Origin of the sequence: Acetobacter sp. UBA5411, assembly GCF_002409645.1 — a bacterium.
Taxonomy (GTDB): domain Bacteria; phylum Pseudomonadota; class Alphaproteobacteria; order Acetobacterales; family Acetobacteraceae; genus Acetobacter.
Genome location: NZ_DHNR01000041.1, coordinates 41,352 through 63,051, shown reverse-complemented (window position 1 = coordinate 63,051; position 21,700 = coordinate 41,352). Strand labels below are relative to the sequence as shown.

General features: G+C 52.9%; 22 protein-coding genes. 13 read left to right on the top strand and 9 right to left on the bottom strand.

Going from position 1 to position 21,700, the window contains the following annotated elements; translation table 11 throughout:
• Positions 1-30: 30 nt before the first annotated feature.
• The 6 genes from B3759_RS15005 to B3759_RS14980 all read left to right on the top strand — a co-directional run bounded on the left by B3759_RS15005 (position 31) and on the right by B3759_RS14980 (position 5,525).
• Complete coding sequence (locus B3759_RS15005) at positions 31-981, top strand: hypothetical protein (RefSeq protein WP_291367171.1); 951 nt, start codon at positions 31-33, stop codon at positions 979-981.
• Positions 982-1,106: 125 nt separating this feature from the next.
• A complete protein-coding gene (locus B3759_RS15000) occupies positions 1,107-1,838 on the top strand; it encodes an arginyltransferase (protein WP_291367169.1) in 732 nt (243 codons plus the stop codon).
• A gap of 196 nt (positions 1,839-2,034) precedes the next feature.
• Complete coding sequence (locus tag B3759_RS14995) at positions 2,035-2,715, top strand: response regulator transcription factor (protein ID WP_291367167.1); 681 nt, start codon at positions 2,035-2,037, stop codon at positions 2,713-2,715.
• A gap of 127 nt (positions 2,716-2,842) precedes the next feature.
• Positions 2,843-4,417, top strand: a complete 1,575-nt coding sequence (locus B3759_RS14990; RefSeq protein ID WP_291367164.1) for a sensor histidine kinase — start codon at positions 2,843-2,845, stop codon at positions 4,415-4,417.
• Positions 4,414-4,824, top strand: a complete 411-nt coding sequence (locus B3759_RS14985; protein ID WP_291367163.1) for a hypothetical protein — start codon at positions 4,414-4,416, stop codon at positions 4,822-4,824. The genes B3759_RS14990 and B3759_RS14985 overlap by 4 nt, the downstream gene beginning before the upstream one ends.
• Positions 4,821-5,525: an SIMPL domain-containing protein gene (locus B3759_RS14980; protein ID WP_291367161.1), complete on the top strand. Its 705-nt coding sequence runs from the start codon at positions 4,821-4,823 to the stop codon at positions 5,523-5,525. Before B3759_RS14985 ends, B3759_RS14980 begins: the two co-directional genes overlap by 4 nt.
• Positions 5,526-5,656: 131 nt before the next feature.
• On the opposite strand, the gene B3759_RS14975 is transcribed toward B3759_RS14980, so the two are convergent.
• The 5 genes from B3759_RS14975 to B3759_RS14955 all read right to left on the bottom strand — a co-directional run bounded on the left by B3759_RS14975 (position 5,657) and on the right by B3759_RS14955 (position 10,816).
• Positions 5,657-6,730: a DUF707 domain-containing protein gene (locus B3759_RS14975; protein WP_291367159.1), complete on the bottom strand. Its 1,074-nt coding sequence runs from the start codon at positions 6,728-6,730 to the stop codon at positions 5,657-5,659.
• 183 nt (positions 6,731-6,913) lie between these two features.
• On the bottom strand, positions 6,914-7,462 hold the full coding sequence (rfbC, locus tag B3759_RS14970; protein ID WP_291367157.1) for a dTDP-4-dehydrorhamnose 3,5-epimerase: 549 nt from the start codon (positions 7,460-7,462) through the stop codon (positions 6,914-6,916).
• Positions 7,449-8,807: an NAD(P)H-dependent oxidoreductase gene (locus B3759_RS14965; RefSeq protein WP_291367155.1), complete on the bottom strand. Its 1,359-nt coding sequence runs from the start codon at positions 8,805-8,807 to the stop codon at positions 7,449-7,451. The genes rfbC and B3759_RS14965 overlap by 14 nt, the downstream gene beginning before the upstream one ends.
• 62 nt (positions 8,808-8,869) lie before the next feature.
• Positions 8,870-9,649 carry a glucose-1-phosphate cytidylyltransferase gene (gene rfbF / locus B3759_RS14960; protein WP_291367153.1) on the bottom strand — a complete coding sequence of 260 codons (780 nt, stop codon included), beginning with the start codon at positions 9,647-9,649 and terminating at the stop codon, positions 8,870-8,872.
• Positions 9,650-9,748: 99 nt separating this feature from the next.
• Complete coding sequence (locus tag B3759_RS14955) at positions 9,749-10,816, bottom strand: NAD-dependent epimerase/dehydratase family protein (RefSeq protein WP_291367151.1); 1,068 nt, start codon at positions 10,814-10,816, stop codon at positions 9,749-9,751.
• A gap of 1,326 nt (positions 10,817-12,142) precedes the next feature.
• Here B3759_RS14955 and B3759_RS14950 point away from each other — a divergent pair.
• The 3 genes from B3759_RS14950 to B3759_RS14940 all read left to right on the top strand — a co-directional run bounded on the left by B3759_RS14950 (position 12,143) and on the right by B3759_RS14940 (position 14,400).
• The gene (locus B3759_RS14950) at positions 12,143-12,292 is read left to right on the top strand and encodes a hypothetical protein (RefSeq protein WP_291367149.1); all 150 of its coding nucleotides are present in this window, start codon (positions 12,143-12,145) and stop codon (positions 12,290-12,292) included.
• 133 nt (positions 12,293-12,425) lie between these two features.
• Positions 12,426-13,475, top strand: a complete 1,050-nt coding sequence (locus B3759_RS14945; protein ID WP_291367148.1) for an acyltransferase family protein — start codon at positions 12,426-12,428, stop codon at positions 13,473-13,475.
• Between the two features lie 319 nt (positions 13,476-13,794).
• Positions 13,795-14,400, top strand: coding sequence for a PIN domain-containing protein (locus tag B3759_RS14940; RefSeq protein WP_291367145.1), 606 nt, complete (start codon positions 13,795-13,797; stop codon positions 14,398-14,400).
• Positions 14,401-14,456: 56 nt separating this feature from the next.
• Here the strand turns inward: B3759_RS14940 and B3759_RS14935 are convergent, their stop codons facing one another.
• Genes B3759_RS14935 through B3759_RS14925 form a run of 3 tightly spaced genes read right to left on the bottom strand, consistent with a single transcriptional unit; the run spans position 14,457 to position 16,768 of the window.
• Positions 14,457-15,035 (bottom strand): DJ-1/PfpI family protein, encoded by a 579-nt coding sequence (locus tag B3759_RS14935; RefSeq protein WP_291367142.1) that lies wholly within the window; start codon positions 15,033-15,035, stop codon positions 14,457-14,459.
• Between the two features lie 13 nt (positions 15,036-15,048).
• A complete protein-coding gene (gene moaB / locus B3759_RS14930; protein WP_099349380.1) occupies positions 15,049-15,579 on the bottom strand; it encodes a molybdenum cofactor biosynthesis protein B in 531 nt (176 codons plus the stop codon).
• Positions 15,580-15,637: 58 nt separating this feature from the next.
• Entirely contained in the window at positions 15,638-16,768 is a 1,131-nt protein-coding gene (locus B3759_RS14925; protein WP_291367139.1) for a type III PLP-dependent enzyme, read from the bottom strand.
• A gap of 430 nt (positions 16,769-17,198) precedes the next feature.
• On the opposite strand from B3759_RS14925, the gene B3759_RS14920 reads away from it, so the two are divergent.
• Positions 17,199-18,197 (top strand): YihY/virulence factor BrkB family protein, encoded by a 999-nt coding sequence (locus tag B3759_RS14920; protein ID WP_291367137.1) that lies wholly within the window; start codon positions 17,199-17,201, stop codon positions 18,195-18,197.
• Positions 18,198-18,434: 237 nt separating this feature from the next.
• On the opposite strand, the gene B3759_RS14915 is transcribed toward B3759_RS14920, so the two are convergent.
• A complete protein-coding gene (locus B3759_RS14915; RefSeq protein WP_291367136.1) occupies positions 18,435-18,962 on the bottom strand; it encodes a septal ring lytic transglycosylase RlpA family protein in 528 nt (175 codons plus the stop codon).
• 333 nt (positions 18,963-19,295) lie between these two features.
• Here B3759_RS14915 and aroQ point away from each other — a divergent pair, with 333 nt between their 5' ends.
• From aroQ to accC, 3 genes are read left to right on the top strand one after another with little or no spacing between them, the layout of a single operon-like run.
• Complete coding sequence (aroQ, locus tag B3759_RS14910) at positions 19,296-19,751, top strand: type II 3-dehydroquinate dehydratase (protein WP_010668754.1); 456 nt, start codon at positions 19,296-19,298, stop codon at positions 19,749-19,751.
• Positions 19,748-20,206, top strand: a complete 459-nt coding sequence (accB, locus tag B3759_RS14905; protein ID WP_291367134.1) for an acetyl-CoA carboxylase biotin carboxyl carrier protein — start codon at positions 19,748-19,750, stop codon at positions 20,204-20,206. Before aroQ ends, accB begins: the two co-directional genes overlap by 4 nt.
• Positions 20,206-21,549, top strand: a complete 1,344-nt coding sequence (gene accC, locus B3759_RS14900) for an acetyl-CoA carboxylase biotin carboxylase subunit (RefSeq protein ID WP_010667930.1) — start codon at positions 20,206-20,208, stop codon at positions 21,547-21,549. Before accB ends, accC begins: the two co-directional genes overlap by 1 nt.
• Positions 21,550-21,700 lie beyond the last annotated feature (151 nt).

Genomic DNA, 21,700 nt, shown 5'->3' with positions numbered 1-21,700 from the left:
TCACAATGTAACTACGCTGATACATGTGGCATGCGGTTCACCAACGTTCCAACGCTGGTGAAAGCCCTGAGCCTGATGATTCGTAAGACCGCCTTTCTGACCTGCCTGACAGCCGCAACGCTTACTTTTTCGATGATCGGCGCTGCCTGCGCTGCTCCGCCGGCCGTTGTCGCCGTCAATCGGGAGATCGGCCTGTCTGTTACGGGTAATTTTCAGGATGTCACACGTAACATTGGTCGACATTATAATGTTAGCCCGGACTTGTTCTTCAATGACAGCTATCAATCGCAGCGATCAGACCGCGTCCATCAGACAGGCTGGACGCCAGGCTTTCGGGCGGACGCACAGTACATGTTTGATACCAGCATCATGAAACATCTTTACGCTGCTGCCACTTTCACACTGGATGATGGCCAGATAGAACTCAGCGAGAAAACATCTTGGCATGTGCAACCAGCTTCCGGCTCAGCATTCAATGATCACGCCCGTTACCAGGCTGGACAAAACCGATCCAGCATCAATGTAACCGGTGAAATCGGTAAAGGGTTTCTGATCCTCAATGACCGACTGCTGATCATGCCGACCATACAAGGCGGTTATCAAGCTGGAGGAGCAAATACTTTTACTGCCTATGGCAGAGGTTATGTCGGCCTCGCTCTTCATATCGATTACGCCATTACCAACCGTCTGGTCATTCGTGGGCGGGCCGGCTGGGCACAGTTTCTTGACACGCACACCTACTTCAGCGGCAACAATCCTTATGTCCATGACTCTCGTCCCGAATGGAGCGGCGACATCGCCCTTGACTATCGCATGACAGATCGCGTGCATCTGACAGGAGGCGTGCGCTATACTTACCAGAACTACGGTCGGGCACGAAAGACCTCCTATAATCCATTCTGGAATGAAATTATCTCAGAAAACGGTATTAACTGGCGAAATGGCGTTCAGCTCCGCCTTGGCGTGGCCTATCAACTCTGAGAAAAGAATGAGGACATACCCGGTCTTCAATTGACGGAGGACGTGGCAGTTCGCCATTATCTGTGATCTGCACGGCCGAACCGGTCAGAAGCAGGACACACAGCAATGCGGGAGGCTGAAGACTGATGACTTTTTCGTCTCGCCACCCGCAATTTTTCTATACGACCGCACCTCAACCCTGCCCCTATCTGCCGGATCGGATGGAGCGGAAGGTCGTCACCGATCTTTCCGGTCCCAATGCGGAAACGCTACATGATCGGCTGTCACGCGCTGGTTTCCGTCGCAGTCACGCCATTGCTTACGCGCCTGTCTGCAACGGCTGCAACGCCTGCGTTCCGATCCGTATTCCCGTTCAGCGATTTACTCCCAGCCGTACGCAGAAACGCGTCTTCAAAGCCAATTCCGATCTGCAAGGCTTTCAGGTTCCCGCCAAGGCAACTGCCGAGCAATTCGTGCTGTTTCGCCAGTATCAGCTTGCCCGACATGCAACCGGCGACATGGCCAGCATGAATTTCGCCGATTATCGCTCCATGATTGAGGATACCCCCATCGACACGTTCATGGTGGAGTTCCGTTCGCCGGAAAATCAGCTCATGGCGGTCAGTCTGGTGGATGCACTGAGCGATGGGCTATCCGCGGTCTACAGTTTTTACGATACAACCGACAGCGCACGCTCTCTTGGCAGTTTTGCGGTTCTCTGGCTGATCGAACACGCCAGACGGCGACGCCTGCCCTACGTCTATCTTGGCTACTGGATCGCCCAGAGCCGCAAGATGGCCTACAAGACCAACTTCCGCCCCGCCGAGATTTTGTCGCGTGGTAGCTGGCGTGACCTCGACGAGCAGGATCTTGCCTGAAATCCATTGAGGTCAGGAGCATGAAGCCAACCTCGCCGTTACATGAATAACACCTCATGTAAGACCTCTTTTCGGCGGGAAACCGGGGTTGCGGCAAACGGCAGAGGCGCCCCTCCCGTGACAGGGACTGCAACTCTCTCTAATCTTTCGCTTAAATTCAGTATGCGACCCGTCGCAGCATCGGAGATCAGGTTTTATGCGCATACTTCTCGTTGAGGATGATCCGACAGTCCGTGGTTTCGTCGCCAAGGGCCTGACCGAGACAGGCCACCTCGTCGAGCAGGCCGACAATGGCAAGGACGGCCTGTTCCTTGCCATCAGTGAAAAGTTTGACGTGATCATCCTTGATCGCATGTTACCCGGCGGCATCGACGGACTCCGCATCCTTGAGACGCTGCGCTCGCAGGCCAATGCGACTCCGGTATTGATCCTTTCCGCTCTGGCTGATGTGGACGACCGCGTTGCCGGCCTCAAAGCCGGGGGTGATGATTATCTGACCAAGCCGTTCGCCTTCTCGGAGCTTCTAGCCCGTGTCGAAGCCCTTGGACGGCGGGGCCGCAATGAGTCAGCCCCTCAGACCAAGCTGGAAATCAGTGGCCTTGAAATGGACCTGCTGTCCCGAACTGTGAAGCGCGAAGGGCAGAAGATTGATCTCCAGCCACGAGAATTCCGCCTGCTTGAGTTTCTGATGCGTCACGCCGGACAGGTTGTCACACGCACGATGCTTCTTGAGGGCGTGTGGGATTATCACTTCGACCCGCAGACGAACGTGATCGATGTCCATGTGTCCCGTCTGCGTCAGAAAGTGGACAAACCGTTTGAACAACCGCTGATCCACACTGTCCGGAACGCGGGCTACATGCTCCGGGCAGACTGACTTTTTCAGTAATCCGGTGAAAGGTTGCGGCTTTTTCAGCCACCCTTCATCGGCTTTCGCCAGTCGGGATACTGATCGTGCGTGATGGCCTCTCTCCACTTTCCTGCCAATTCGTGGTGGCTGACTTATGATATCCGGCCCCAGTGAATCTGATGCGCAGGACCTTTCCGCACCCCGCCGTGGATTTCGACTCCCTCGCCTCTCGCTCAAGGCGCTGCGCTACCATATCGGTGGCCTGAGATCGGCCGGTGTCCGCTTTGCTCTCGGCTATGCTGTCCTGTTCTGGGTTTCTGCCGGGCTGTTTCTCTCGGTCATCTGGTGGGGAACCGCGAGCCTCCTGCAACGGCAGGTGGAAGCGTCCGTCGCCGCCGATGCACGCGCCCTTTCCGAACGGTGGTCGGATGGCGGTCTCTCGGCACTGGCGCTTACCATTGAAGATCGACTGGAATACAATGTCGATGATGACGCCTTGTATCTGCTGGTGGACCCCCATGGCGAGCGTATAGCGGGCAATCTGCCCTCTTGGCCGGAAGCCGTGGCCATGAGCAATGTCTGGTATCAGCTCACCATCAAGCGGGCCGGTGTCCGGGGCGTTGCCGAAGTCCAGTCTTTTGATCTTCCCAAACATTATCGGCTTCTTGTCGGAAGGGATGTTCGCGGACGCTCGACGCTGCGTCACCTGCTCACCGACACCCTGTTCTGGGCATGGGGCGTCATTACCATCCTGACATTCATCGGCGCCTTTTTCGTCCGAAGCATGTTCAGGCGCATGATTTCCTCGATTGCGCGCACGACCTCCGCCATTGCGCACGGTGATATGGACCGCCGCGTTCCCCTCTCCGGACGCGGTGATGAAATTGATGAAGTTGCTGAAGCCATCAACGAGATGCTTGATCGCATCAAACGCCTGATGGACGGCGTAAAACAGGTTTCGAACGCCATCGCCCATGACCTGCGCACACCAATCACGCGAGCCCGCACCCAGCTTGAATACGCAGCACTGCATGCCAAGGATGAAACCACCCTGCGTGCCGCCATTGAAGAAGGCGTCAGCGATCTCGATAACATTACAGCTGTGTTCGAAGCCCTTCTGAGAATTGCGCAGATCGAAGCAGGCTCAAGGCGGTCGGCTTTTGCAACCTTTGATCTCATGCCAGTGCTCAGTGATATTGTGGAGCTTTACGAACCGCTGGCCGATGATCAGGGCAGTAAAATCGTTCTGCGTGCGCCGGAACACCTTCAGTTCTACGGTGATCGCTCGATGATTCAGCAGGCGGTTTCAAACCTTATTGATAACGCCATCAAGTTTTCGCCAGATGATGGCACCATAACCGTCGCAGTCGCTACCGGCTTCAACCCCGCCCCCGCCGATCGGGCTGGCGGGCGGATCGTCACAATTGACGTCAGCGATCAGGGACAGGGCATGACGGACGCAGACATGGAAAGGGCGTCCGAGCGCTTCTTCCGTGCTGACGCCGCCCGAAACACACCGGGTTCCGGCCTTGGTCTTTCACTTGTGCAGGCTATCGTCCAGCTTCACGGCGGTGTGCTGCAATTCTATTCCCGCAGTCCGGGTCTTTGCGTGAGAATGTATCTGCCGCTTCCTGAGGATGATGGCAAAAAGCAGGACACAGATATGACGGAGGATTCACGGACTTACCATCCGCAAGACAGACCCGATCTGTTAATGTCTCAATCATGATACGGATCATACTTTTAATTGCGGCGCCGATTCTGCTGATCGGCCTGTGTGGAGCGGCCGCGGCGCAGACCGGAGAGTCATCCGTTCATACGCTCTTCACCGACAAGCCCCTGAACGAGGGAGACCCGTCGCGGGTTACGAATGTCGCCTCCATCGTTCAGACAGCAGAACGGGGAGACAGGTCGCCTACTGAAGTGGGAATGGAAGTCACATCCGACAGTCGGGATTACTGCTCCCGACTGATGCGCACGATTGACACATACAACGAGCAGTCCCATTCCGAAACTGACGTCACAGCGCTCAGAAAAGAAGGCCAGCGCCTGTGTAGTCAGGGCTATGTCAGATTGGGCGTCACCCGGCTGAGAGAAGCCCTCGTCATTCTCAAAGGCAGGAATATTCGTCAATGATCCCTTCAAAATCGCTGTATCTTGTAACCTGCGGGATTGCCCTGATGGGCAGTGTATCGGCCGGAGCATCTTACGCTGCCGAACCTACAACACCTGACAACACCACCCGCCTGAATGTAACGGGTTCCGGGTCCGTCGATGCCGCTCCCGATCTGGTGACAGCAACCCTGCTTGTACAGAATGAAGCGACAAAGGCTGTGGACGCGCAGGCCCGCACCAACGATGCGGCGCATAATGCGGTGACAAAAGCTGAAAAAATCTCAGGGTTTACAGTTCTTACCGATTCCTATGACGTGTCGGAAAATCGCAAGGACAACAAACCTTCAAGCTGGACCGCCCGACAGACCATCCAGATCAAGGCCAAGGATGCCTCTGCCCTTCTGGATCTGGTCGGCAAGCTTCAGGCCAGCGGATTACTGCTCGAAGGCGTGTCATGGTCCCTCTCCCCGGAACATCAGAAAGAGCTGTATCGACAGGCAGAGAAAAAGGCAGTCGATGATCTGCGCAGCCGCTCTAATGAGATTGCTGGCGATCTTGGTCTGAAAGTAGCGTCAATCTCTTCCATTTCAGTCGGTGAGCCGCTGACAGCCCGTCCGGTCGCCTTTATGGCGCGCGCTGCGATGGCTGCTCCCACCATGCGTTCGGAAGACCAGACGGTGAGCGCCACCATTCGGGCGACTGTTATACTGAAGCCTCAATAAACACAGAGGGTTTATTGAGGCTTCAGTTAAGGCCTTTCTCGCAAGCATCCAGAGCCGTCTTTCGTGATCTCATGTAATCTCCAAACCATCCAATCGTTCAGTTGGTCGGATCCATGATGGAGCGTTACTGTTCAGCTCGGTAAATTCAAGCTCTGGAATGTTGGCGGTGCGGCCATACTGTTCTCCTCCAGTCCAGAAATGATGGTGTCGCGCGTTGCCGAAGCATCAATAACGCCGTCAGCCTCTCCGCGCGCGAACGATACCCTTTTCCCCAGTCCAAGAAGAGCCATCTCAGTACCGGCTATGGCTCGAAGCTGCTCCGGACGATAGCCGGCTTTGGTAAATGCCCAGACTAGCAGCCAAAACGATTTAAAGGTTGTTCTCTTCCGGTGTTGCATCCGCGGCGCAATCCGCAAAAGCGCGATTGCATTGCGAATACGCGTTTCAAAATCCCCCACCCGCCGACCGTTAGTCAACCAGCCTCCATAGACATGCTTGAACCTCGGATAGTTGTCGAAACAACTCGTCAGAAGGCGTACTTCCTGACGCGGATCGATTCCGTCTTTAGTGAAACTCACATAGATGGGACCGCTGTAAAGCGGGCGGACATGAACCATAGGCACTTCATCGACGATTGCCGCACGGAAGGCCGGATCCTCCATCAGCATTGTCCAGATGAGATCAGTCCCCCATCCCGTGAAATGCCGCTCGAACATCGGGAGGAGCGTGCGCAGATACGACGACTTGATGCAGCAGGCCATTGATTCGAGAAAATTACTGTAACGCAACTGAAAGCCGGGCACGCGCAAGACAATCTCGTGGGAGACGTAGCTATCATGTGTCATGGCCGGCTGTGCCATGGTGAGATCATGTTCTACCGCAATATCAAATAGTCTGCTTATATCAGCTGACTTCATCCGCAAGTCATCATCCGGCAGCATGATATAGTCATAATGATCAAGCAGTGCAGGATTTGCTTTAAAATGACGGGCTATACTGTCCCATTTCGTTCCATAATCGAATACGGTAGGCAGATCACCATCGAAAGAAAGCGAATGGTCTTTTGCATAGACATTCAGCTGAAGATCCCAATTGCGTGGCGTTGTGTCATCCGCAATCCATTCGCGATGCAATGAATCATCTCCGACACGTGCGAGAACCAGAAAACGTCTTTTTCCAGACTGGAACCCTTCTTCGTTTTTCATCAGAAACTCCAGGCATCAGGAACAGAAGACACTCCGAGGCTTCATCTCCTGAAACTAACCTATATTTAAACCGATATGGCTTACGAAAAATTATAGCAGAAACAGGAAGTATTCAGGTTATTCACATCACCGTGTTCCCGTCAGATTCCTCACAGAGCATGAGACGCCTTTGCAGGAAATTCATTAGAAAATTGGAGGCTGCCCCTGCTGCAAAAACGGCCATGATGCATCTTTAATTGATAAATCAATGACTTCCAGAGGCCATGAGATCCCAAGCAGCGGATCGTTGTAGCGCAACCCTCCTTCCGCGCTGGGCGTATAAGCTGCGCTCACAGGATAAAAAACCTCTGTATTATCAGTAAGTGTCTGAAATCCGTGAGCGAATCCGGGTGGAACGTACAGCATATGATGATTTTCTGCACTCAGAACAAAAGACTCGTGTTTCAGATAGGTCACGGAATCTCCACGAAGATCCACGATTATGTCGGAAATACTGCCTCTGGTGCATCGTATGAGCTTGGCCTCGGCGTGAACGCCACGTTGAAAATGAAGTCCGCGAACCGTGCCTTTATTCCGTGAAAACGACATATTATGTTGTACAAAATCGGAAATCAGACCATGTTGCGTGAATTCATCCCGGCACATCATCCGGGAGAAAAAGCCACGATTATCCTCTATCAATTGTGGCTCGATAATCATGGCATCCTTCAGCGTAGTTTCATGAAAGATCACAGGCATCCTCCATGATCATCTCGCGTGGTGCAAACTCCCTCTCCTGCTCGGTATAAAGACGATCGATGGTTCTTCCTTCCGGCAGATCAATATCTGCAAAGGTCAAGGGGCGATCACGAGGAACGTGTCTGCGAACTGTAGAACCTATGGCAAGACCGAGAGGAATAAGATTTTCCGCTCTTATGGTTTCGATATTTTCAATCATTCCATAGGCTTCGAAACCACCGAGTTCGGCGATTGTCTCACCCGGGACTAGGTCCTTCTTGGCCAGCGCGATAACGCCGACAACCGGGCCAGCCTGCGGCGCAAGCGTCGCGTCGCCGAACAGAACGGCGCGCGCTACAGACCCTGGAACTTCAAAATGACACAGATGAAACGGGGTGTAGAAGCAATAATAGGGACCCGGTCCCATCTTGTAATAATTCAGAAAATGACGCTGCTTTACGTCATCCATCGTCCCAAGCACAAAAACACCCGGTCCTGGTCGTGCCCCGATCACATAATCGACCACTCCAGGTCCCCCCGCCGCGAGATGCGCGTCCAGAAGTGGAGAAAAAGCTTTCGCAACATCTTCAAGCGGTACCAATGGTGTATCAGGATTGCCATCAGAGAAATCGGGACCAAGCATGCCGCGCTGGGCTACTTTCATACCTGTGCCATTGGCAATCACTGTCTGCTCAAAGGAGATCTTGGTTCCATCAGCAAAAGATGCCGCCATGGCAGGCTGCAGACCCCATTTTTCCGCAAACGATATCTGCGTATCCGGAGTGCGATAAGGATCGTAAAGGCCCTTGATGCTACCACACAAAACCGGACGCACGCCGATCCCCTTCATGAAGCGAACCAGATTCATCATGACGCCCGGCTGATCACCATCGCCTGCGGTATAGACGACATTGGCGAGGTCAGCTTTCTTTTTCAGAATAGGGCCAACCGTTCCATCAAGCTCCGCGTTCACCTGAATCAGATGTTTGCCACCTTCAATCGCAGCCAGCGCCGCTCTGGCAGCGTATTCCATGGAACCAGTTGCCTCGATGATCGCATCGATTCCACTGGCCTGAGCCAGAAGCACCGGATCGCTGTTCACGACCCGCTGTCCTGACGCAAGGGCACGTTCAAGCGACTGAACGTCCGGGCACCACACTGGCTCAAGTCCCAACTCTTCAAACAGGGCTTCACCATGGGCGCGTGTACGGTTGCAAACAGCCACTACGCGCATCCCGGGTGTGGCTGTTTCAATGGTGCGCGCGATGGCCTTCGCCTGCGTCCCTGCACCAATCAGGGCTACTGTCACTGGTCGCCCTTCGGCTTCGCGATGCTTCAATGCCGTATCGACAATAATCATGTTCCGGCTCCAGATTTATTATCATGTAGTTCTAGGACAAAGTGGTTTTCGTCAGGACAATCTCAGTCAGACCAGACTTTCCACGGGGCAGCCCCTATTGCCCATGTGGCCTCCAGAACCTGCTTGTCTCGCAGGGTGTCCATATTTTGCCAGTACCGATCATGCACGAAGCTCGACAGCTTGCCTCGCTCGATCAGCCTGCTCATCGGTTCCGCTTCCCATGTCGTCAGATCGTCATCGATCAGGTCGAGAACCTGCGGTTCGCATACGAAGAAACCGCCATTGATCAATCCACCATCACCGGCGCGCTTCTCACCGAAGCCGCTTACGGACATCGCATTATCGGTAAGCTCCAGCGCGCCAAAGCGACCGGGCTGCACTACAGCTGTCAGTGTGCACCAAGCCGCACGCGACCGATGAAATTCCAAAAGATCAGTTATATTCACGTCACTTACACCATCACCGTAAGTGAGACAGAATGTGCTGTCCTCAAGATAACGACGCGCACGGAGAATGCGTCCACCTGTCAAGGATTCCAGTCCTGTATCCAGTATTGTGACGCGCCAGTTGTCGGTCTGGGCTTCCAGCCAGCGCACATCTCCCGTGCCGAGGTCTATGGTGAAATCGCTGCGCGAAGAGCGATAGCGCATGAAATAATCTCGTATGAAATCGATGCGATAACCGCCGAGAATGACAAAATCAGAGAACCCATAATGGGAATATATCTTCATGATATGCCAGAGTATTGGTCGTCCACCGATTTCAGCCATAGGCTTGGGGCGGATCATTGTCTCTTCACTGAGCCTTGTACCAAAACCACCAGCAAGAATTGCGACCTTCATTTATTTTTTTCCTTTTGCCGCAAAACACTTTTAAAGTGATTACCTTGAAGACAGAGCTGTTTTCAGCCTGTGACTATCAAGGATAGGGGATATTCAAATTCAGTAATTACATTGGGATTGCTCCTCGGATCGCCAGACAAGAGAGCGATTGAGTCGTCCGGAAGCCATATGGTTTTCCAGAACTTTCAGTCTTATCAGGCTTGAATCGCGAAATTCCTTGTCCTTAAACCCCATTCCAACCAGACCGGTTTTAAGATGAGAAATCGAATCCTCAAGCGTCATCTGGGGCTGGTGATGGGGCGCCAGTGACTTGTACAAACCGAAATCGACCTGATACGATCGGCTATCCACTGCTGAATTTGTGTTTATATTTAACGCGGTGCCCGGCAAGGCTTTGGCTACAGCCTCAGCAATCTGACGGACCTGATAATTCCGCTCATCGCTACCGACGTTCACGACCAGATAACGTCCGCCATTATCTGGTGAACGGCTTACCGCCCAGTCTATCGCCCGGGCCATATCGAGCGTATCAATCAGCGGCCTCCAGGGCGTTCCGTCCGAAAGAATGGTTATTTTTCCAGTAACCATCGCAGAAGCGACAAAATCGTTCAGCACAAGATCCAGTCGAAGGCGATCCGACATGCCGCAGGCTGTGGCAAAACGCAGACAGGTAACTGTCATAGCGCTGTCAATCTGCTCCAGTGCTTTTTCCGCACCGATCTTGGATTGTGCGTAAGTAGTAATCGGGTTGAGCGGATCCCTCTCCCTGCGGGGACCACCCTCGGCAACTCCATAAATACTGCAACTGGATGCAAAGACGAAGTGTTTTACACCGGCCGCAGATGCAGCCCGCGCCAAGGCTACCGTTGCATTTTGATTGATGTCGAATGTGACATCCTGAAACTTGTCCCCCATGGGATCGTTCGAAATTGCGGCAAGCTGGACGACAGCATCGTAACCAGCAAGCAATCCATCTGAAAAATACCTGACGTCTCCAAAAAACTGGGCATCGAGGGCTCTTTCGGGCAGACGCGCAACTCCTGTGAGGCAATGAGCAAAGTAAGCATTGTCAAAACCATGTAATACACTTTGAGGCCGTGTCCGTCTTAACTGCGCCGAGACGGCAGGCCCCACGTAACCCATATTTCCGACAATCAGAACTCGCATGTTCGCCTTCTCTCGCTCGCATCAAAAGAGCCAAATTTCAATCAGTTACGTCAGAAGTCGTACTTTTTTGTAGCGACATTATTGACCTCGCAAAAAATATGCTTGTAGTGGCACATGAAAATTTACAGAGAAGCATTCTGGGAACACAGATTCCTGAAATAAATACCTGCACTTAATCCACACGCTGAAAGAAAACACAAATTTAAATTTAAATACAAACATAACAAAGTAGAATAAACTTCGTTTTGTCTTTAGATATCCATTCTACCCAAAACCATAAATCTGCCGAAACAGAAAAAAATAATCTTAATACAGTCAATTCAGGCAAGACACGCAAAAACTCTTATACCATCTGTTACGATCAGAAGATGGCATCAATTTCTGTCGTATTTTATTTTCGTTTATTCCTTACCTTAGAAACTGATCCGGGCCTTCTTCGCTTTCACTGTTTTTATTTATTTTTAAGAACAACCGGGTATGTGGTTACGTTACACATAAAATAGAAAGCCTGTCATCAAAAATGTAGCGAATAACACTATAGAACGGCATCGCGCAGCATACTACTATACCTTATAACTTATTAATTTTATTGGATAAACACCTTAAATTAATTGATTTTAACAAAGAATGAATCCTATTTTTTACAAAATTTACCTTATATTTAGTACGGATTCTTGTGATACACTCTCTATTTCGTGATCGATCAATCGCCTTATCCATATTCCCTTTTTACTATAATCACGCATTGTAGGGCGTTAAGTCTGAATGGGACGCTGCTGTTGTAGTGTGGGCTGATTATTCTTCTTTCTTTAAAAGAAAGGCGATCATGATGAGGGCCGTGCATGACCCGATCTGTCATTTTTTACCTTTATTTGAACTCGACTTTTTTTTGTAATAACACTTCTTCTTTAGATAATAATGATCTTACATATAGTGGGAATAGGAACATGCGTGCAGGCAAGAGCAATGCAACCCTTGCCGCCCATTCTATGGCTACGGTTCCTATGAGTATCGGATTGGGATCGTAAATTTAGCTGCCGGCGCTTTAAGGATCGTGCGTGTCGTCATGAGACGTTCCTGTGTATAGCATTGTGCGGGTCTTGCACTGTGGGCGCACTGGTCACAGAGGTCTGGTACCGGATTACGTAAAAAGCTTTTCACTCACGGATTGTTTTAACATTAAGCTTTGGAGTTCCGACGACTTCTGCCATTTTGTTCTTCACTTGGATAAGTAATCACGGCAGCAGGGTTCTGCACTTGCAAGACTGGTGACCGAGACAGGAATTTCCGAATCGACATTAAGAAAACAGTGAAGGAAAGGATGACATGACGACAGAAATCGCTATCGTTCGACTGTATATTGTCAGTAACTACATATCCTTTGCTGATACTGGCATTCCCGTCGGTCGCGCCAGTTTCCACGAGACTGAAAGGCATGTGAGAAGCGATTTCTCTGCTGTGCGTGTCACAACATGACGGCGTTCGATCTATCGGAGGCAAGCGAGACCAGACCATGCCGCCATCAGTATCAGACCTTCGTCGTCGGAAGCAATGAGTCAAAAGTAATTCTGATAGCCCACGGCAGTTGGGTTATACGGTTTGTAAGCCCATGATAGCTGCAGATATTTCGTTAGCGAGCGAAAAAGATAGAAGCTATCCAATGCTTCAACTGCTGCGCATGCTCGTCGCGCTCAGTATTTTTACCGGTCACTGGGGGGAAGCCTATGTGGGGCGGTTGTGGCCTCAGGGACAGATCGCCATCGACATCTTTTTCATGATCGAGGGCTTCCTCGCAATGGGCTTTCTATCACAGCCCGCTGTTATCAGTATGACTAAGTGGCAGATTATCCGCATCCGCCTCGCTCATATCTATCCGGTTTACGCCATCGCACTCGTAGTCAGCTTCTGTTCCTTCGCTCCGCAGGCACTCGCCAATACGGGGGGATGGACGATCACAAACTGGGTCGGCGCTTTCATTTCCGGTTCTGTTTTGCTGCCTTTTTTCTCCACACTCGTTTACGGCTCGGTCTTCCCGCTCAATCCACCCAGCTGGGCTATCGTGCTGGAGTTGTTCGGCTTCGCCCTTCTGGTCTGTCTACGTGTTCATGATGCTCCCAGACGGTTGTTTGTTCTGTGGATTGGCGCGGCTTTCATCTACTTCACCCTGAGCATGATGTGGCGCGATCTCAATGCTGGCTGGGCATCAGTGCATTACTGGGGTGGATGGCCACGTATGATTCTAAGCTTCGCCGGCGGCGCGGGGTTACGCCATCTGCACACGAAGTATGGAGCTCGCACCCCGAAAATCCACCCAGTCACCGTTCTCGCACTATTCGTTGGCATGCACCTGCCGAAAATTCATCTCATCGGCGCGCCATTACTGGGCATCGGCGTACCTCTGTTAGTGTGGTTAGGTGCATCATGCCCTTGCCCCGCCTGGCTCGAAACCGTCGCTGCCTTTGCCAAAAGGAACACGCTCTCGATCTATTTGCTTGGCTATCCCGTCATGATGATCTGGCGATACGCCAATACCATCTTCATGGTGCCTCTTTCTTTCGCCGGAAGTCTCGCAGGACTGGTTCTGGTTCTTGGCAGTTTGCTGGTTGCAGGTATGGTTCTGACTTACATAACGGAAAATCTAAATCATAGGGATAGATAAATTCAGAACTCACCATCAAATGCAGATGTAGTGCTGGAGAAATTAGCCAATCTTGCTGTCGCAACGTCGCATTTTTATTAGCGAGACCAATAGTCAAATACCAAAATCCGTTAAATGACACGGATTTCGTACAGGCATACAAACCAAATCATTGCCTACACCTACCCTAAAACCGTCAGAACAGTAAAAATAAAACATGTCTATTTAAGTGTTTCGTCCATCACACAAGCCAAAACAAACACAAAAAACTTCTACAAACAGAGAGTGAAAAATAAAAAATTAATATTTTTAAGATATTGCGATTTTCAGGAGAAAAACCGTGATATCAGAAGAAATTACATTATCAAGAATTTATATTCTGATTGATTATGAAAACATTCAACCTAAAACGCTTCCTTCCCTGAAAGATGAAAACATCAATATTCTTGTTTTTGTCGGAAAGTCACAGGATAAAATCAACTTCAATATTGCCCACTCTTTACAGCTTATAGGGAAAAGGGCCCGCTACATAAAAATCCATGCCACAGGAAACAACGCACTCGACTTTCATATCGCCTATTATATCGGGCTGCTTGCTGGTGTGGATAAAACCGCCCGTTTCCATATCATTTCAAAAGACACCGGTTTTGATCCGCTCATCGCCCATTTGAAGGCAACAGGAATACATTGCACGCGATCAGACAGCTTTCCTGGCAATCACAAACCAGAGGAAACTACAAATAAGACCTTGGAAACCAAAGTAATTGCGCATTTGGAAAAGATAAAAAAAGGCCGCCCCAGCACAGAAGAAAAATTCAGAAATATGCTCATTGCAGTATTTAAAACGGAAATCACTCTTCAGGAAGTTTCTCCACTCATAGAAACTCTGAAAGCGAAAAAAATCATACAGATCGATGAGAAACAGAAAGTTTTTTATTCATCATAAAAAAGGCGACTCCTCATAAAGAGCCGCCTTTCAATCCGTGCTTCGACAGTCAGAGATCAGGGAGAAACATTGGCTCCTAGAACCTTCAGAAACTGGGACAGCCACGCCGGATGTGCAGGCCATGCCGGGGCCGTCACCAGCTCTCCGTCCGTAATGGCTTCCGTCACCGGAATATCGACATACGTCCCACCGGCTATCTCAACTTCAGGACGACAGGCCGGATAAGCCGAGACTTTACGCCCCTTAACAATACCAGCCGCTGTCAGAATCTGGATGCCATGACAGATGCAGGCGATTGGACGATCCGAAAACTCCTTGACGATATCAAGGACTCTCTGATCGAGACGCAGATATTCCGGCATCCGTCCGCCCGGCACGACCAGCCCGACATAATCATCAAGGACAACCTTGTCGAAGTCCGCCGTCAGTGCGAAGTGATGACCGGGTTTCTCGCTATAGGTCTGGGCGCCTTCAAAATCATGAATGGCCGTAATGACCTTGTCGCCTTTCTTTTTATCCGGGGACACGACGTCAACGGTGTAACCCACCATGGTCAGCGCCTGATACGGCACCATGATTTCGTAATCCTCGACGTAATCACCAGCAAGCATCAGAATCTTGATATCGTCGGCCATGTCGTCGTCTCCTTTATCGTTCCTGCAGACGGGGCATAAGCTCCACAAAATTGCAGGGCATGTGGCGGCTGTCGAGTTGGAACACCAGAATGTCGTCCCAGCCATCTTTCACTGCACCACTCGAACCGGGAAGCGCAAACAGGTAAGTGCCGCGCGCCACGCCCGCCAAAGCGCGTGACTGGATCGTGGATGTGCCGATCTTCTGATAAGACAGCATGCGGAACAGCTCGCCAAAACCTTCGATACGTTTTTCTATCACACGTTCGAACGCTTCGGGCGTGACATCGCGGCCGGTGACACCAGTGCCACCGCTTGTAATCACGACATCAATCTGGGGGTCGGCGATCCATTCTTCCAGACGCGCGACAATCCTGTCAGCGTCATCGGGTTCGATCGAGCGGGCCGCCAGCACATGCCCGGCAGCCTGAAGGCGATCAACAAGGATCTGGCCGGACTTGTCCGTTTCCAGAGTGCGTGTATCGGACACCGTCATCACGGCGATCCGGACAGGCAGAAAGGGTTTTGTTGTATCAATGCGCGTCATGCGCACAGCATATCTTGAGAGAACGGCAGGGCGTCAACAACTGCCCTGCCATACCGTATCAGATATAATGTTCCGCCAGCGGTGCGAAGCCGTTGAAACGGGTCGCGCAGTAGGTGGAAACGTAGGCGCCCGTTCCAAGAAGCTCGACACGATCACCGGATTCGAGAGCGAGCGGCAGTTCGTAGTGCGTCTTCTCGTACATGATATCCGCGCCGTCACAGGTCGGACCGGCGAGCGCCACCGCGCCTGTCTGCCCACCATCACGCGGCGTGCGAATCGCGTAACGGATCGCCTCGCCTTCCGTTTCGGCCAGACCACCAAAGCGACCGATATCGAGATAGACCCAACGCGGACCGCCTTCGCGTCCACGCTGGCTAACCAGCACGACTTCAGCGGAAACCACGCCAGCAGCGCCAACGATAAAGCGACCCGGCTCGATCAGCATTTCAGGCAGGGCATTGCCGAAGTGCTTTTTCATGGCCGTCGAGATCGCCTCACCGAAATCGTCAATGTGCGGCACGTCCTCACGATAACGAATGGGGAATCCGCCGCCGAGATTGACCATGCGCAGATCGAGACCGGCTTCGGACAGATCCGATACCAGAGCCGCGACACGGCTGATCGCCATTTCGTAACTGCCTGTCTCAACCTGCTGGCTTCCCACATGGAAGGACAGACCATACGGATCAAGGCCAAGGTCGCGCGCCTTCAGCATCAGTTCGCGGGCGCTTTCGACCGTCGTGCCGAACTTGCGGGACAGCGGCCATTCAGCTCCATAATTGTCCACCAGAAGACGGCAATAAACCTTCGATCCCGGCGCATGCTGGGCGAGCTTGTTCAGCTCTTCTTCGCAGTCAAAGACAAAGAGACGGACACCAGCAGCATAAGCGGCCTTGATCGCGCTGACTTTCTTCACAGTGTTGCCGAAAGAAATGTCATCAGCGTCTGCGCCTGCGTTCAGGCACATCTCGATCTCTTCCCATGAAGCAGCATCGAAGCTGGACCCAAGGGAAACCAGTCGGCTCAGGATCGCCTCGGCCGGGTTGGCTTTCACGGCATAATAGATGCGAGCAAGGGGAAGTGCGACCTGAAGGGCGCGATAACGGTTTTCGACCTCATCGACATCGACGACGAGGCAAGGGGTGGCGGGAATATTTTCCGCAAGAAATTGAGAGATTTTGGGTGTCATCGCACCTATCCCTTGCTGGCCTGCCAGATAAGGAGCCATGGCAGGCTGTGTTGCGAAACGGTCTAACGGACCAGCGACCAAGACTGAATCCCGAGGGATCCCAGTTGCCAGAACGCTTGACGTCGTTGCGTAACCTCAGAGGGCCAGTGGCACGTGCGTTGCTGCGTGAGGGGGCATATGGGGCGTTTCATGCCCGAATGCAACAGATTTTTTTATTACACCGAAAAAACTGGAAAACCCCTTCTCTCTTCCTTTAAGACATTCAATAACTCTCTTTCACGAAACAGAAACTTTCGCAGTAGAATCTTTGGATTCTGGTGGACTGTTCGTCCACCCACTCTTTCCGAGCGCCTCCTCAACTCAGGCGCGTCCTGCGCGTTGGCAATCGCTGCAGGCTTCACCGAATATAGTTTGAGGTTGACGACACCCGATGAGTTCCTCCCTGTCCAATGTTCCGCTTGAGCCTAACCTTGAAACAGGAACGCCTGCGGGCGACTCAGGTGCGACCGAACAGAAAGACAAGCCTCGCCGTCATCTGTCCTCCCCTTTCGCCCTGACAAAGGCTGACTGGAAGGAAGTCTGCAAATCGACGGTGACGTCCATTATCGCCGGACCGACAACGCTGATTGCTGCTGGCTGCGCGTTCTACGCCACGCTGGCGCTGTTTCCTGCCATCAGCACGTTGATTTCCATTTATGGATTGGCCTTTGACGTGCAGAGCGTCGCCACGCAGCTGAATTCGATCAGGCAACTGCTGCCACCCGCCGCTTTCTCGATCATTGAAAACCGGGTCAACGAACTTGTTTCGGTGCCTCACAGCTCCCTGACCATGAATCTGGCCATCTCGACATCCATCGCGCTCTGGTCAGCATCAGCTGGCATCAAATCGATTCTTTCCGCCCTGAACATTGCCTACGGCACCACTGAAACCCGCAGTTTCATCGCGTTTCAGGCGCTGGCTCTCGCCCTGACACTGTCCGCGATCCTGGAGATCTGTCTTGGGGTAGCAATCATGGTCGCGGTCCCCATCCTGTTTCAGCTCCTGCCGGTCATCCTGCGGATTGATCCGCCTCCCGGCTCGATCGAACTGGGCGTCCGACTGGCGGGTCTCAGCATCATGGCGGTGCTGATCATTCTTGCTTACATGCTGCTTTACCGCGTCGGGCCGAGCGGTCATCATGCAAAATGGCGTTGGGTTATTCCGGGCGCTGTCGCCGCGACATTCATCTGGATTCTGGCCGCTTCCGGCTTTTCCTATTACGTCGCCAACATTGCGAGCTATGGCTCGACCTACGGACCCCTGGGTGCCGTTATCGCTATCATGATGTGGTTTTTTGTCAGTGCCTGGGTCGTTCTGCTTGGTGCCGAATTCAATGCTGAACTGGAAGCCCGGGCGCAGTCGACCACACGGGAAATCCTGAGAGTCTGAAGTGGAATAGCGGCCAGCACTCTGCGCCGGATTCCACAAATGGACACGGCCCCTTTGATCCTGCTTTACTTAACGTAATGGAATCGCAGCTTCTTCTGATATGGAGAAAAGCCAGCCTGCTCCCCTGTCTGCATAGTATACAACAGCAAAAAAGTCTGACACGCACTGGACGTACCAGACTTTTTTACTGAAGAACCACCATTCCTGACGGGTATGACCCGGAATTATATGCGAAAATTACTCGGGTGCCTGAGCAACCTCGAGAGCTTCTTCTTCCGTTAGCGGGCTGACCGCCACATGCGCAACTCCCTTTCGCAACATTCCCAGTTGCGCCGCTGCTGCATGTGACAGGTCAATCACACGCCCACCTTTATAAGGACCGCGATCATTGACGGTCACAACAATCTGCCGACCGGTTTCCTCGGACCGCACAAGAAGCTTGCTGCCAAGCGGTGCGGAAGGGTGGGCTGCTGTCATCTGGGAAGGATCAAACCGCTCACCATTCGCGGTGCCACGATGCGCAAAACGACCGCCATACCAGCTCGCCATACCATGCTGGATGTGATGAGCCAGCGACGTTGCTCCTGCGGCCCGTTTCGCAAGGGCTTCCTTTACCGATGCAGCCCAGCTTGTATGAGCGGGAGATGCCGAAAAGCCGGAATCATGCGTCTGCGTAGCTGCCTTGGCTTCGGCAACACCGACTGTCCATGACAGGGCCAGTATTGCGAAAAGCCCGGAACCCTTTTTTCCACGCGAAAACAGCACGCATTCACCAGATTTCTGTTGAGACTTTAGCCAATAAAGCCGATTTTTCCGAGAAATTCAACCCTGACAGACAGATCAGTCAGTGAGCGGTTACAATTGCAATAATCACAGGCTGACATGAAAGGCTTCTTCAAAAATTTTTACTTCTGTAAAAGCCGCATAAATCACACAAGTTACTACAGTAATTTTCAAGACAAACTTTCAATCGCTGAATTTACACCAATATTCCGCCATTTCTTTTCCACAAAGAGATTACATTACGAAACATATCATGCAAAAAATGATGAACCGACTCTTGGAGTTAAGGAATGGGCGTGCTAACGGCGCGCAGTTATGGAACGCCCCCTCATCGCCGTCCTCAACGGTCCCAACCTGAATATGCTTGGCCTCCGCCAGCCGGAAGTCTACGGCAGAACGACACTCGATGATGTCGAGCAGCTTTGCGCGCAGAACGCCGAAAAGCTGGATGTCGGCATTGATTTCCGGCAGACCAATGGGGAAGGAGAGCTGATTTCCTGGGTTCAGGAATGTCGGGGACGGGCACAGGGCATCATCATCAACCCGGCGGGCTACACACACACGTCCATCGCGCTGCTCGATGCGCTGCTGGCTGTCGATCTGCCTGTGATCGAGGTCCATATCTCCAATATCCATCGCCGTGAGCCATTCAGACATCATTCCTATGTCTCGCGCGCTGCGGTGGGCGTCATCTGTGGTCTGGGTGTGCAGGGCTACGCGCTCGCACTTCAGGCAATGACCGACATACTTTTGAACGAGGAAACGCAATGAGCCGACTGCTCGTAGACGCAGATGCCATACGGGCACTGGCCGATATCCTGACGGACACCGGGCTGACCGAGATTGAAGTCGCCGAAAAGGACAGCCGTATTCGTGTTGTGCGTGCTGCCTCCACGGTCGCCGCGGCTCCGGTGCAGGTGGCTGCCCCAGCAATCCCAACGCCTGCTGCAGCATCCCCGGTCGCCGCTGCGCCCGCCGATCTGTCCAAACACCCCGGTGCCGTCAACAGCCCGATGATCGGCGTGGCCTATCTCAGCCCTGACCCGTCTTCTCCGCCGTTCATCACGGAAGGTCAAACCGTAACAGCTGGCCAGACCCTGATGCTGATCGAAGCGATGAAGACCTTCAACCAGATCAAGGCCCCGAAAGCCGGTACGGTAAAACAGATTCTCGTGGCATCCAACGATCCTGTTGAATTCGGCCAACCGCTCGTCATTATTGAATAATGTTTTCCAAAATCCTCATCGCCAATCGCGGCGAAATCGCATTGCGCGTCCTGCGGGCCTGTCGGGAGATGGGCATCCGCTCGGTCGCGGTCCACTCAACCGCCGATGCGGACGCCATGCATGTCCGCCTCGCTGACGAGGCCGTCTGTATCGGACCACCTTCGGCTCGCGACTCTTATCTGAACGTGGCGGCGATCCTCTCTGCAGCGACGATCACTGGCGCGGAAGCCATCCACCCCGGCTACGGCTTCCTGTCAGAAAATGCTGACTTCGCCGAGACCGTCGAAGCCCACGGCCTCGCTTTCATTGGCCCGACTGCGGAACATATCCGCACCATGGGCGACAAGATCAGCGCCAAGACCACGATGGAAGCCCTCGGCGTTCCTCTGGTTCCGGGTTCGGACGGCGAACTCCTCAGCATTGAGGAAGCCTACGAAGTTGCTGACCGCGTCGGCTACCCGGTCCTGATCAAGGCAGCCGCCGGTGGTGGTGGTCGTGGCATGAAGGTCGCCCAGACACGCGAAGAACTGCCCGAGGCCTGGAGCGTCGCCCGCACCGAGTCCCTAGCGGCCTTCGGTAATGACGCGGTCTATCTCGAGAAATATCTCGACAAGCCGCGCCACATCGAATTGCAGATTATGGGCGATACGCACGGCAACGTCGTGCATTTCGGTGAGCGCGACTGTTCGCTCCAGCGTCGTCACCAGAAGCTGCTGGAAGAGGCAGGCTCCCCTGCCCTCACAGCGGAAGAGCGTGACGCCATTGGCGCGACGGCGACGGCAGCACTTTCCAAGATGGGCTACCGCAACGCGGGCACACTGGAATTCCTGTATCAGGATGGACAGTTCTGCTTCATCGAGATGAATACCCGTCTTCAGGTCGAGCATCCGGTGACGGAGATGGTCTGTGATGTGGACCTCGTCCGTGAGCAGATCCGCATTGCTGCCGGTGAGCCGCTTGGCTACAGCCAGAAGGACATCACCTTCTCCGGTCATGCCATCGAGTGCCGCATCAATGCGGAAGACCCGGACACGTTCATCCCAAGCCCCGGCACAATTACGGTCTATCACCCGCCGGGTGGACTCGGCGTGCGCATCGATAGCGCCGTCTATGCCGGTTACCGCGTGCCGCCTTACTATGACAGCATGATCGCCAAGCTGATTGTCCATGCTCCGACACGTGCCGCTGCCATCGCACGCATGAGTCGGGCGCTGGATGAACTGGTGGTCGAGGGCGTCAGCACAGTCGTTCCTCTGCACCGCCGTATCCTTGCGGATCCGGAGTTTCAGAAGGGCGATTATACGATCCACTGGCTGGAAAACTTCACCGCCCGCGGAAAATGACTAGGCGGAGGCGCAGCGGGTCGAAACACGCTGCGCCTTTGTTCTGAATAGTAAAATCAGGAAAATCCAGCCGCTTTTCCGTCCGGGTCACTCCCGGACTTTTTCTCGTTGCGGTTGCCACATCGCAACCACTTCACTAAGCACGCCGCCA

Excerpts from the sequence above, each read along its gene's own strand:
- rfbF (WP_291367153.1), bottom strand. The coding sequence starts at position 9,649 with ATGAAGGTCGCAATTCTTGCTGGTGGTTTTGGTACAAGGCTCAGTGAA.
- B3759_RS14955 (WP_291367151.1), bottom strand. The coding sequence starts at position 10,816 with ATGCGAGTTCTGATTGTCGGAAATATGGGTTACGTGGGGCCTGCCGTC.
- B3759_RS14945 (WP_291367148.1), top strand. The coding sequence starts at position 12,426 with ATGATAGCTGCAGATATTTCGTTAGCGAGCGAAAAAGATAGAAGCTAT.
- B3759_RS14935 (WP_291367142.1), bottom strand. The coding sequence starts at position 15,035 with ATGGCCGACGATATCAAGATTCTGATGCTTGCTGGTGATTACGTCGAG.
- B3759_RS14950 (WP_291367149.1), top strand. The coding sequence starts at position 12,143 with ATGACGACAGAAATCGCTATCGTTCGACTGTATATTGTCAGTAACTAC.
- B3759_RS14975 (WP_291367159.1), bottom strand. The coding sequence starts at position 6,730 with ATGAAAAACGAAGAAGGGTTCCAGTCTGGAAAAAGACGTTTTCTGGTT.
- B3759_RS15005 (WP_291367171.1), top strand. The coding sequence starts at position 31 with ATGCGGTTCACCAACGTTCCAACGCTGGTGAAAGCCCTGAGCCTGATG.
- B3759_RS14990 (WP_291367164.1), top strand. The coding sequence starts at position 2,843 with ATGATATCCGGCCCCAGTGAATCTGATGCGCAGGACCTTTCCGCACCC.
- B3759_RS14920 (WP_291367137.1), top strand. The coding sequence starts at position 17,199 with ATGAGTTCCTCCCTGTCCAATGTTCCGCTTGAGCCTAACCTTGAAACA.
- B3759_RS14995 (WP_291367167.1), top strand. The coding sequence starts at position 2,035 with ATGCGCATACTTCTCGTTGAGGATGATCCGACAGTCCGTGGTTTCGTC.
- accC (WP_010667930.1), top strand. The coding sequence starts at position 20,206 with ATGTTTTCCAAAATCCTCATCGCCAATCGCGGCGAAATCGCATTGCGC.
- B3759_RS14980 (WP_291367161.1), top strand. The coding sequence starts at position 4,821 with ATGATCCCTTCAAAATCGCTGTATCTTGTAACCTGCGGGATTGCCCTG.
- B3759_RS15000 (WP_291367169.1), top strand. The coding sequence starts at position 1,107 with ATGACTTTTTCGTCTCGCCACCCGCAATTTTTCTATACGACCGCACCT.
- B3759_RS14965 (WP_291367155.1), bottom strand. The coding sequence starts at position 8,807 with ATGATTATTGTCGATACGGCATTGAAGCATCGCGAAGCCGAAGGGCGA.
- aroQ (WP_010668754.1), top strand. The coding sequence starts at position 19,296 with ATGGAACGCCCCCTCATCGCCGTCCTCAACGGTCCCAACCTGAATATG.
- B3759_RS14985 (WP_291367163.1), top strand. The coding sequence starts at position 4,414 with ATGATACGGATCATACTTTTAATTGCGGCGCCGATTCTGCTGATCGGC.
- B3759_RS14925 (WP_291367139.1), bottom strand. The coding sequence starts at position 16,768 with ATGACACCCAAAATCTCTCAATTTCTTGCGGAAAATATTCCCGCCACC.
- accB (WP_291367134.1), top strand. The coding sequence starts at position 19,748 with ATGAGCCGACTGCTCGTAGACGCAGATGCCATACGGGCACTGGCCGAT.
- moaB (WP_099349380.1), bottom strand. The coding sequence starts at position 15,579 with ATGACGCGCATTGATACAACAAAACCCTTTCTGCCTGTCCGGATCGCC.